This is a genomic window from Sphingobium sp. ba1 (genome assembly GCF_000743655.1).
GTDB lineage: Bacteria > Pseudomonadota > Alphaproteobacteria > Sphingomonadales > Sphingomonadaceae > Sphingobium.
On the sequence record NZ_JPPQ01000069.1, the window covers coordinates 2,102,614 to 2,113,621 of the forward strand.

Consider the following 11,008-nt stretch of genomic DNA (forward strand, 5'->3'; position numbering starts at 1 on the left):
GCGAAATGGGCATTGGCAATTCGACCGCCGCCGCCGCGCTCTGCGCGCGCAGCTATGGCGGCGCGCCCGCGCAATGGGTCGGGCCGGGCACGGGGGTTGATGCGGGCGGAATCGCGCGCAAAGTGGCGGTGGTGGAACAGGCACTGGCCTGTCATGCCAATGTGCCGGACACCCCGTTTGAGACTTTGCGCCGGTTGGGCGGGCGCGAAATCGCCGCGATTGCCGGGGCCGTGCTGGAGGCGCGCCGCCTGCGTATTCCGGTGGTGCTGGACGGGTTCATCAGCTGCGCCGCGCTGGCGCCGCTGGCCGCCGCCGTTCCGGCGATCACTGATCATTGCCTGGCGGGGCACTGCTCGGCTGAACCGGGGCATATCCGACTGCTGGGGCATTTGGGCCTTGATCCCCTGCTGTCGCTGGGGATGCGATTGGGCGAAGGCAGCGGCGCGGCACTGGCGGTGTCGGTAATCCGGGCAGCGCTGGCCACGCACAATGGTATGGCGACATTTGCCGAGGCCGGGGTGGCAGACGGCTTGTGAGCAGCTTTTCACTTTACCTCTTGCGCCACGGCGAACCGGAAGGCGCGGGGCGGCTGATCGGCCGCACCGATGCGCCGCCTGTTGCCACAGGTATCGCGGCCTGCGCCGATCAGGCGCGGGATCTGGCGGCGGAAGTTCTGATCGCTTCCGACCTTTCCCGTGCGCGTTTGGCGGGCGAGGCCATCGGGCTGGAGACCGGCGTGCCGCTGTCAATCGATCCGCGCTGGCGCGAGCTGGACTTTGGCGCATGGGAGGGGATGGCGCCGGGCGATGTCGAAGGCGCGGCGCTGGCGCGATTCTGGGACGATCCCGATGGCCATGCGCCGCCCGGTGGAGAACGCTGGTCGGCGCTGGTGGACCGTGTGTCCGCTGCCATTGGCGATCTGGCCGCCCGGTCGACGCTGATCGTCACGCACGCAGGCGCGATGCGGGCAGCAGTGGCGGTGCTTTGCGGGTTTGATGTGCGCCAGACCTGGGCAGTTGATCTGCCCTACAACGGCCTGCTGGCGTTGCGCGTCTGGCCCGCTGAGGGACCGGGCGAGCGCCCCACAGCACAGATCGCGGGGCTTTATCCGTGAGGGGCTTCATCATCGCCCTGCAGTTTCTGACGCGCTTGCCGACACCCGTGGTTGTCGTTGACGATGCCGCCTTCGCCCGATCCATGCGCTGGTTTCCCGCTGTAGGCCTGGTTATTGGTGCAGCGGTTGCGGGAGCCGCATGGGCAGGCGCGCTGGTCGATCACCGGCTGGGCGCATTGGCCGCGCTGATCGTCTGGGTGGGCGTGACCGGCGCGCTGCACCTTGATGGCCTGGCCGACCTCGCCGATGCCAGCGGCGCGGCGCATAAAGATCGCGAGCGGCTGCTGGCCGTTATGGCCGATCCTCATGTCGGCAGCTTCGGCGTTGTCGCGATTGTGCTGCAACTGCTGAGCAAGTTGGTGCTGCTGGATATGCTGGTGGATGCACGGGCGTTTGGCGCGCTGGTACTGGTGCCGTTTGCCGCGCGCATCGGCCCGCTGGTGTGGACATGGTGGCTGATGCCGCTGCATCAGGGGCTGGCGGCTCGATTCCGTTCCGCGATCGGCCCGATCGATCTTGCGGGCTGGGCGGCCGCGCTGGCTGCGGCGGCGTGGTTCACTCCGGCGCTGCTTATCACACCATTGCTCGTTCTGTGGTGGGGGAGGCACGTGCGCCGCGCATTGGGCGGGATTTCCGGCGATGGCCATGGTGCAGGCATCGAGTTGATCGAAACCGGCTTGCTGCTGAGCGTGGCAATCACGGGCCTATGGATACACACGACATGAACAGCTTCAGTTTTCACGGCGGCAGGTTGGCCGATGCCATGGCGCAGTTCGGCATGGGCAAGGCGCCGTGGGTCGACCTGTCCACCGGCATCAATCCGCTTGGCTGGCCCGGCGCGGGCGATCTGGCGATGGACTGGCAGGCGCTGCCCGACGCGGGCGCGCTGGACGATCTGGAGGCCGCTGCCGCTGCCCATTTCGGCACGGACCCGGCCCATGTTTGCGCGGTGCCGGGCACCGAGATCGGCCTGCGGATGTTGGGCGACATCGTGCCCGGCCCCGCTATCCATGCCCAGCCCAGCTATCGCACCCATGGCGAGATGATTCCCCGCAGCCGTCCCGTAGCCCTGACCGAATTGGCGGGGACAGAGGAAGCGACCCTCATCCTCGCCAATCCCAACAACCCCGATGGGCAGATCACCCCGCCCGCGACGCTGCTGGGCTGGCTGGAGGCGCGGCGCGACAGCGCAGCGTGGCTGGTCGTGGACGAAGCCTTTGCCGATGCCGCCCCGCACAGCAGCCTTGCCGCCCATGTGCAGGACGAACAGCGGCTGATTATCTTCCGCTCGTTCGGCAAATTCTTCGGGCTGGCCGGGGTGCGGCTCGGCTTTGTGCTGGGACCGCGCGCGCTGATCGCGCAATATCGGCAGCGGCTGGGCAGTTGGCCGCTATCGGCAGCGGCGCTGGCCATCGGCACAGCGGCATATCAGGATGTGGACTGGACAGCCGCCATGCGGATGGCCCTGCGCGAACAGGCCACCGCGCTGGATACGGTGCTGGCGCGGCGGGGCTTCAGCGCGATAGGCGCCTGCCCACTGTTCCGGCTGATCGAAACCGACGATGCCGCCGCGCTGTTCGAACGCCTTGCGCGACATGCCATCCTGACGCGGCCGTTCGATTACGATCCGCGCTGGCTGCGCCTGGGCCTGCCCGCCGACCGAGAGGCGCTGGATCGCCTTGATGCGGCGCTGGCTGATGATTGATCTGACTGCTTTCCTGGCCTTGGTGCTCGACGCGGCAGTGGGCTGGCCTCAGCCGCTGTATCGCCGGATCGGCCATCCGGTGGGCATTTTTGCGCGGATTATCGCCGCGCGGGAACGGCGCTGGAATGTCCCCTCGCGTTCCGATGGACAGCGGCGCATGGCCGGGGCGGTCACCGTCCTGATCCTGCTGGGTATGGCGGGCGGTGCGGGCTGGATGCTGCAAAGTCTGCTCGTGGCAATCGCCGGGCCGTGGGCCTGGCCCCTGATCGCTGTGCTGGCCTGGCCGGGTCTGGCGCAGCGCAGCCTGTACGACCACGTCCGCCCCGTTGCCGATGCGCTGGAGCGGCAGGATCTGCCCGCCGCGCGCGCCGCTGTCGGCATGATCGTTGGCCGTGATACGACGGCGCTTGATGAAGCGGGTGTTACCCGCGCGGCGATCGAGAGTCTGGCGGAAAGTTTCTGCGACGGGGTGGTCGCGCCGTTGTTCTGGCTGCTGGTGCTGGGGCTGCCCGGTATCTGGGCCTATAAGGCGATCAACACCGCCGACAGCAGATTTGGCACCGCGAGGAGCAATGGCGCGCCTATGGTTGGGCTGCGGCCCGCACCGACGATGCGATGAACCTCATTCCAGGGCGCCTGTCGGGATTTCTAATCTGCCTGTGCGGCGGGGGTGGCTGGCGGATATTGTTGCGCGATGCTTCCAGGCACACCTCGCCCAATGCGGGCTGGCCCGAGGCCGCGATGGCCGGGGCGCTGGGGCTGCGCCTAGCCGGGCCAATTGCCTATGACGGAATTGTTTCGGACAAGCTCTGGATTGGGGAGGGAGGCCGCCCGGCCCGGACAGAGGATATGCGGCGCGGATTGGGCGTCTACGCCCGTGCATGTCTGTGCCTGTGGTTGATGGCGGCCGGAATTGCAGGAGGTGCAGCATGGGCGCTATAATGCTTCAGGGCACCGGCTCTGATGTGGGCAAATCGGTGCTGGTGGCGGGGCTGTGCCGCGCCCTAGTGCGGCGGGGCTTGCGGGTCTTGCCGTTCAAGCCGCAGAATATGTCGAACAATGCGGCTGTCACCAGCGATGGCGGCGAGATCGGCCGGGCGCAGGCCTTGCAAGCGATAGCCTGCAAGGTGGAGCCGCATACGGACATGAACCCGGTACTGCTGAAACCACAGGCCGATCGCACATCGCAACTGATCGTGCATGGCCGGGTGCGCGGCACATTGGGCGCGGGCAATTTTCGGCAGGCACGGGGCGCGCTGCTGGGTGAAGTTATGGCGAGCTACGACCGGCTCCGCCGGGCGTGCGATATTGTCGTGGCCGAGGGTGCGGGCTCTCCTGCGGAAATCAACCTGCGCGCTGGCGACATCGCCAATATGGGCTTTGCGCGAGCGGCAGGCGTGCCCGTCGTGCTGGTCGGCGATATTGATCGCGGCGGAGTCATTGCCGCCATCGTCGGCACGAAGACGATCATCGACCCGGCGGATGCCGCGATGATCAAGGGCTTCATCATCAACAAGTTCCGGGGCGATCCCGCACTGTTCGCCGATGGTTATCGCCAGATCGAGAGCCTGTCGGGCTGGCGCGGATTCGGCGTGGTGCCGTGGCTGGGCGCGACCGCACGGCTGCCAAGCGAGGATGCCGTGGTGCTGGAGCGCGGCAAGGCGCGCGCGGGGGGCCGCAAGCTGATCGCCTGTCCGATCCTGCCGCGCATATCCAATTTCGATGACCTCGATCCGCTGAAGCTCGAACATGGTGTGGACCTGCACATGGTTCCGCCCGGCCAGCCGATCCCGGCAGAGGCCGCGCTCATCATCCTGCCCGGGTCAAAGGCGACCATCGCCGATCTGGCCGCTCTGCGCGCAGAGGGCTGGGACATCGATATTCTGGGGCATCACCGGCGCGGCGGGCTGATCTTTGGGCTTTGCGGTGGTTACCAGATGCTCGGCAAAAGCATCGCCGATCCCGATGGTCTGGAAGGCCCGCCCAGCACCGCAAGCGGCCTCGGCCTGCTCGATGTCGAAACGACCTTGCACGCACACAAGGCGCTGCGTCCGGTCAGCGGTATGGCGATGGGCGCGCCTTTTCATGGGTATGAAATGCACATGGGGCAAACCAGCGGGCCGGACCCGCAGCGGTCCTTCGCCCTGCTTTCCGATGGACGCCGTGATGGCGCGATAAATGCGGGCGGAACGGTGTTTGGTTCTTATGTCCACGGCCTGCTGGCCGATGCGGAGTTGCGCCGAGCGCTGCTGTCGCGCATGGATGTAGAAGCCGGGGGGGTGGACTATGGCTTCACCGTCGAGGCGGCGCTGGACGAGATCGCAGCCGCGCTGGAGGAGCATCTCGATATCGACGCGCTGGTGGCGATGGCGATGGCGGAACCACCCGCCTCCGTCCCAGCGAGAGACAGCGCATGAGCAGTGCCTTGCCCCATTTGCTGGTGCTGGGCGGAGCGCGTTCGGGCAAAAGCCGCTTTGCCCAGGGCCGGGCAGAGGCCCTGACAGGTAAACTGGTCTATCTGGCGACAGCGCAGGCCTTCGATGATGAGATGCGCGAGCGAATCGAGCTGCACCGCGCCGATCGCGGTCCGCGCTGGTCAACTGTCGAGGCACCGCTGGACCTGGCGGTGGCAATCACGGCATATAGCACGCCGGAAACGGTGGTGCTGGTCGATTGCCTGACGTTGTGGGCTTCGAACCTGATGCTAGCGGAACGCGATACTGCTACCGCTACAGACGGACTGGCGCGCTCGCTTTCAGCCGCACGGGGGCCGGTCATTCTGGTCGCCAACGAAGTGGGTCTGGGCATTGTACCCGACAACGCCCTTGCCAGAAGGTTTCGCGATGTTGCGGGCCGCATCAATCAGGAAATAGCGGCAGTGGTTGAAGAGGCAGTCATAATGTTCGCCGGCCTTCCCTTGACGCTGAAACCTAAAGGATGAGCGGCTAGCCATACCACTTGCCACTGTGCAACTCGGAGGGGCAGGTGGTATGGAGCAAAGCTAGATCCAGCGTGTCGGTGACGCCGCCGGCCATCACTGTGGTGCACAGCTTCCACTAGATGATGTAGCGGGAATAACGGTGTCTGCGGCTCGCTGATTAGCGAGTACGCCTTCGGACGCGGGGATCCCCGACCGCAGAGGTAATCACCGAAGCGCGCCAGTGCTCGACTGTCGACCGGTCTTGACAGCCTGGCCCGATTTTATCCCGGTGTTGCACCTGATACCAACCTGCATTGATCACGACCCACGTGCCCATTTGCGGCGTCCAATTGTCATGATGCGCCATATGTGGACGACCCCCTCCCTGCAAGATTTGGCAGATAATATTGATCGGATCGCTTGCGTTCATATGTCCGGCCTGTGGGTGCGTTCGCACATGAACGCTGGCCAAGATGGTTTCCGCGACACGAGTTCCAAACAAGGCTGCGACCTGCAACGGCCACTGGCGCATACGGGCTATCACGCGTCTCGGATCGATCGATCCACCATCTGCTGTTTCTTGCAAGTTCACGCATCAGTTCAGGATGGTAGCTCTGACTGTCCGCTCACCATCGCTGCCTGATCTCTTATGCCGTGCATTTCAACTCTGATAGCACGACGCTTTTTCGATAAGTTTCGCCGGTGGCCATCATTTTCCAAGCGATCCGCGCAATTTTGTTCGCCAATGCCACGGCCACCAGCTTGGGCGGTTTGCGTTTGAGCATGGAGAGCAGCCAGGGCGTGGCATTTTTTCCGCTTCCATCCCTGACACGTCGAAGCAATGATGTGGCCCCGACCACCAGTATACTTCGCAATGCTTCGTCGCCAGCGCGCGTGATAACGCCCTGCCTTGCTTTGCCGGCGGTTGAGTGATCCTTCGGGGTCAGGCCTAGCCAAGCTGCAAATTGACGCCCCGACGCGAAGAGTTCCGGGGCGGGCGTTTTCATCATGAGAAGCGATGCGCCAATCGGCCCGACGCCTGGAATTTGGGCCAGGCGTCGGCTGCACTCATTTTTGCGGTGCCATGCTAGTAGCTTTGCCTCGACGTCTTCAAGCTGCCGTTCCAACTGTTGGTATTCGCTGGCGTGCAACGCGAAGAGTTCGCGTGCCAATGTCGGAACGGTCTCATCGGTTGCAGTGCGTTCGAGCAGCGGCTCGATCTTGTATATGCCCTTGGCTGTGGTTAGTCCGAACTCGGCAGCGTAGCCGCGGATCGCATTGGCGAGTTGGGTTCTGCTTCTCACCAGCCTGTCGCGCATTCCGACCAGCATTAGCGCTGCCTGCTGTTCTGCGGTCTTTACCGGCACGAAGCGCATTGTCGGGCGGCTCATGGCCTCGCACAGCGCCTCGGCATCGGCGGCATCATTCTTGCCGCGCTTCACGTACGGCTTTGCCAATTGTGGTGCGATCAGCTTCACCTCATGACCGAACGAGCCCAGCAGGCGGGCCCAATGATGTGAGGCGCCGCACGCCTCGATGGCGACCACCGTTGACGGCAGCTTCTGGAAGAAGTCGATCATTTCCTTGCGTCGCAGCTTCTTGCGCAAAATCGGCTGTTCCGCTGCATTCACACCGTGCAGCTGAAAGAGATGTTTTGACGTATCCATGCCAATGCGGATAATCTGTTCCATGGGCGGTCTCCTTCGATCGAAATCTAACGACTCACTCTGGCACATTCTGATGCCATACGGAGGCCGTCCACCCCAGCAGGGCTGATCGATCAGCCTGTTCCAGGCTTCGCAGCAAAGGTCGACGATGTTGTCGTGGGACGTGAAGATGCGGTTGGATAGCCAGTTATCGCGCATGAATTGCCAGATATTTTCGACCGGGTTGAGTTCAGGACATTTTGGCGGCAGCGGAACGATGCTGATATTATCGGGTCCTTCCAGCTTCCCGGTCATGTGCCATCCGGCCTGATCCATCAGCAGCACGCCGTGGGCACCTGGTTCGATAGCGAGCGATATCTCCGCCAGGTGCAGCGACATGGTCTGGGTATTACAGAAGGGCAGGACCAAGCCAGCGCCCTTGCCAAGCTCAGGGCAGATAGCGCCGAAGATGTAGGCTGATTTGGTCCTCTGATCCTTGGGCGCTGAAGGCCGGGTGCCGCGCCTGGCCCAGCGGCGGGTGATCTTGTTTTTCTGGCCGATACGGGCCTCGTCCTGGAACCATACCTCTATGGGCGTGTCGCGCGGGAGAGCGGCTTTGATCTTTGCCAGCTCGGCTGCAAAGCCCCCTTTTTGAAGTCCTCCATCGCATATTCGTTCTGGGCATGGTGACGTGGGCGTGCCGTCAATTTCACATAGCCCAGCTTTTTCAACTCTCGCCCTACGGTCGTTTCCGTCAGAGACACCCCAAATTCGTCATGAAGCCACCGCGCCAGTTCGATCAGCCGCCAACGCACAACTCCATGGATCGCTGGTATCGGTCCACTTTCAACGACCTCCGCGAGCGCTTGGCGCTGGGTATCATTCAGCAAGGGCGGCTTGCCTGGGGCCTTGCCGTCAAGGAGACCCGCTGGACCTCGGGCGTTGAACCGCACCACCCAATCCCGCACGATCTGCAGGGTCACTCCGCCGATGCGCGCGGCATCGCTGCGGTTCGCGCCATCATAGATTTCAGCCAAAGCTAGCAGTCGGCGTCCCTGGTTCGCACTCTTCGTCGTCCGCGCCAGTCGCCTCAAGCCCGCTGCATCAAAGTCGTCTCGCAATCCAATCGCTGCACCCATGACAATGCCCTCCAACCCGAAGACATAGATTCATAGTTTCGCCGCTTTGGGAATCCCCCACGTGAGTCAGCATCACGGACGGATGGTATGAGCCGGAAACCTCTTGCCCCAGACCCCCATCCGCCCCATCTCACGCTAGCTAAGGCGGGTTGCGGCGAAGCCTGCCGTTTGAGCGTCGCACGTCGAACGGCAGCATTGTCTCACGACCCGGCGTTCGCCCCCCGGCAAAACCGACCCATTCCGGCCTTTCAGCAGGAGAATTTCGCCTCCTAGGTGCAGACCGTCCACTATTTTGGCGGCTGACCGCTTTGGAGCGACCCGACCAACTGAAATAGCCGACTCTCGTTCGCACTACTGCCTTCCTAAGCTCGAAAAGATGCTTGTTCTTCATCGCACGCGCATATCGCCGCTCAGGACATTAAACGAAGAGGCCATCAAACAATACTCGTGCGTCGCCTGGGCTTTTTATGTCTGGCCGGAGAATCCGCTCGATCCGACTCCGGAATGGCCGCACGGCTCGAACTGCCCTGGACCCATCGCGTTGCGGTTAACCCTGCTGGCTCCGCTTGTAGAGTTCAACGACCCAGGGCGAAGGATTTCCGTCCTGATAGACGATCGCGAGCTCCTTTCGCGGCCGCGTCACGCCAACATAGAAGAGCCGCCGGGCCTCGCGCAGCGCCGTTGGCGTTTTTCGGTCGCGTTGACTTGGGAGCGCCCCGGCGTTCATGCCAAAGAGAATGACCGCATCGAACTCACGGCCTTTTGCGCTGTGCAGCGTACTGAGACTGACGCGGCCCGTTCCCTCAATCCGGCCAGCGAAAATGTTGAGGGCAATGTCCCCGCCGCGCGCAGGATCCGTTCGCGTGGCTATCTCGGAGCAAACGTCCCATTCTCCCTGTGGATTGCGCGCGATCGCGCGCCATGGCGTGACCAATTCGCGCCAGAATCTTTGCAACCAGAAATGGGTGGTCTCGCCGCTGTCAATCCCGCTGCGCAAAAATGCAATCAGCTGGCTTGATAGCATCTGCTCTTCCGCGTCGCTGCTGCGTCCGCCGAACACCAAGGCCTTGGCCTGCGAGAGCAAGCGCGCAAAAGGCGGGTTGGCCTCGCGCCAGCCGCCGGTGGTCCAGCGGGCACACCCCTCAATGAACCGCGCGAGCCGCGAGCTGCGTTTGATCAGCGCGTTGCCGTCGGTGCGGACATAGGGGATATCCTTAGCATCAAGCGCGGCGGCGATCTTGTCGCCCAGCCAGGCCGCGCGATAGAGAATGGCGACTTCCTCGGCGGGATGGCGCTCAAGAAGCACGGGTAAGATCTTGTTGCCGATAGTGCGCGCTTGCGTATCGATGTCGCCTATCACCTTCCAGAAGAACAAGTCGCCGTCGGGCGCACCGTCGCGCCCACGATAATCGCGCTCCTCGCCGAGCGCGCCCATCGAGGCGCGAATGATCTTGGCGCCGGACCGGTAGTTAAAACGCAGGCGAAGGACGCGGACATCAGCACGCGCGACCAGGCTTTGCAGCAGTTCGGGATCAGCGCCGGTAAAGCCGTAAATCGATTGGTCCGCGTCCCCTACCGCGAACAGGCGCATTCCGCCGGCGAAGCAGAGGAGGAGCACCAGTTCGTGCAGCGCATAGCCAAGGTCCTGATATTCGTCGACGAATAGGACCGGAAATCGTGCTCGCAGTGCGGCACGAATCCAGCCATGCTGCTGGATCATGCGAAAGGCGATCAGCGGCATGTCGTCGAAGTCGATCAGACTGCGGCGGCGCAGTTCGGCCTCATAGGCTTCGATAAAATCGGCAAGCTCAGGATTGCAACCGCGCCAATCAGGGCGCGATCGGTCGACATCGCGTCGGCGCTTCTCTTCGGCAAAGCCCCAGCGATCATGGGGATCGAACTGGTCGTCAAAGACCTGCGAATAAGCAATTTCGACCGCAGCACGGCATTCCGCCCGGCTCGCGACGCGGAATTCATCCGGCAGCAGTCCGGGGAGACAGCGCGCATAAGGCACGATCACCTGCGTGAGCGCGAAGCTGTGGACCGTGCCGATGAAGGCGCGATCGTTGCTGGCAATGCCGAGCGCGGCGAGGCGTGTCTCGAGCTCGATCGCGCACTCGTTATTGTAGGTGATACATGCGACCCCGCGCGGGTCGACGACATCTTCCACGAGGCAGCGTGCCATCGCCGTGGTCAGGGTCTTGGTCTTGCCGCTGCCAGGGCCGGCCAGGACAACGCAATGGCCGCGCTCCTGAACCGCCGCGGCCTGTTCGGCGTTGGCAGCAAGATCGACCAGCGCCCGCGCCAGCGCGAGATGGTTAGACACGGTCGGCCACGAACCTGATGGCGGCAGCGATATAGCCGGGTGGATGCTGGCCGAAGGGCAGCTTGCGGGCGATCTTGGCGCTCAGCCGTCCCTTCCCGATGTGGATCGGCGTGCAAAAGGGACCCCGTTAGCGGGGTGATCGGCGTCTAAAAGGGACC

8 protein-coding genes and 2 pseudogenes are annotated in these 11,008 nt (G+C 63.6%); 7 read left to right on the forward strand and 3 right to left on the reverse strand.

The annotated features are described in order from the left end of the window. The 7 genes and pseudogenes from IL54_RS13275 to cobU form a co-directional block, all read left to right on the forward strand. Positions 1-536 (forward strand): nicotinate-nucleotide--dimethylbenzimidazole phosphoribosyltransferase (locus IL54_RS13275; protein WP_037478648.1); only part of this gene is annotated, 536 nt, incomplete at its 5' end. Further along, entirely contained in the window at positions 533-1,114 is a 582-nt protein-coding gene (locus IL54_RS13280) for a histidine phosphatase family protein (RefSeq protein ID WP_037476294.1), read from the forward strand. The genes IL54_RS13275 and IL54_RS13280, both read left to right, overlap by 4 nt. Beyond that, positions 1,111-1,839, forward strand: coding sequence for an adenosylcobinamide-GDP ribazoletransferase (gene cobS / locus IL54_RS13285; protein WP_037476296.1), 729 nt, complete (start codon positions 1,111-1,113; stop codon positions 1,837-1,839). Before IL54_RS13280 ends, cobS begins: the two co-directional genes overlap by 4 nt. Then, on the forward strand, positions 1,836-2,819 hold the full coding sequence (cobD, locus tag IL54_RS13290; RefSeq protein WP_037476298.1) for a threonine-phosphate decarboxylase CobD: 984 nt from the start codon (positions 1,836-1,838) through the stop codon (positions 2,817-2,819). Before cobS ends, cobD begins: the two co-directional genes overlap by 4 nt. Beyond that, a pseudogene (gene cbiB / locus IL54_RS13295) lies at positions 2,812-3,761 on the forward strand (adenosylcobinamide-phosphate synthase CbiB). Before cobD ends, cbiB begins: the two are co-directional and overlap by 8 nt. Further along, a complete protein-coding gene (locus tag IL54_RS13300; RefSeq protein ID WP_052027694.1) occupies positions 3,749-5,236 on the forward strand; it encodes a cobyric acid synthase in 1,488 nt (495 codons plus the stop codon). Before cbiB ends, IL54_RS13300 begins: the two are co-directional and overlap by 13 nt. Then, positions 5,233-5,760, forward strand: a complete 528-nt coding sequence (cobU, locus tag IL54_RS13305; protein WP_037476300.1) for a bifunctional adenosylcobinamide kinase/adenosylcobinamide-phosphate guanylyltransferase — start codon at positions 5,233-5,235, stop codon at positions 5,758-5,760. Before IL54_RS13300 ends, cobU begins: the two co-directional genes overlap by 4 nt. A 626-nt stretch (positions 5,761-6,386) precedes the next feature. On the opposite strand, the gene IL54_RS13310 is transcribed toward cobU, so the two are convergent. The 3 genes and pseudogenes from IL54_RS13310 to IL54_RS13320 form a co-directional block, all read right to left on the reverse strand. After that, positions 6,387-7,430, reverse strand: coding sequence for an IS110 family transposase (locus IL54_RS13310; protein ID WP_037478651.1), 1,044 nt, complete (start codon positions 7,428-7,430; stop codon positions 6,387-6,389). A 78-nt stretch (positions 7,431-7,508) separates the two neighbouring features. Further along, a pseudogene (locus IL54_RS23715) lies at positions 7,509-8,524 on the reverse strand (IS630 family transposase); the annotation flags it as partial. Between the two features lie 547 nt (positions 8,525-9,071). Continuing rightward, entirely contained in the window at positions 9,072-10,850 is a 1,779-nt protein-coding gene (locus tag IL54_RS13320; RefSeq protein ID WP_037476304.1) for an ATP-dependent helicase, read from the reverse strand. Positions 10,851-11,008: the final 158 nt, after the last annotated feature.

What these genes read in the sequence shown, in the direction of transcription:
- cobD (WP_037476298.1), top strand. Translation starts at nt 1,836, where the DNA reads ATGAACAGCTTCAGTTTTCACGGCGGCAGGTTGGCCGATGCCATGGCG.
- IL54_RS13300 (WP_052027694.1), top strand. Translation starts at nt 3,749, where the DNA reads ATGGGCGCTATAATGCTTCAGGGCACCGGCTCTGATGTGGGCAAATCG.
- cobU (WP_037476300.1), top strand. Translation starts at nt 5,233, where the DNA reads ATGAGCAGTGCCTTGCCCCATTTGCTGGTGCTGGGCGGAGCGCGTTCG.
- IL54_RS13310 (WP_037478651.1), bottom strand. Translation starts at nt 7,430, where the DNA reads ATGGAACAGATTATCCGCATTGGCATGGATACGTCAAAACATCTCTTT.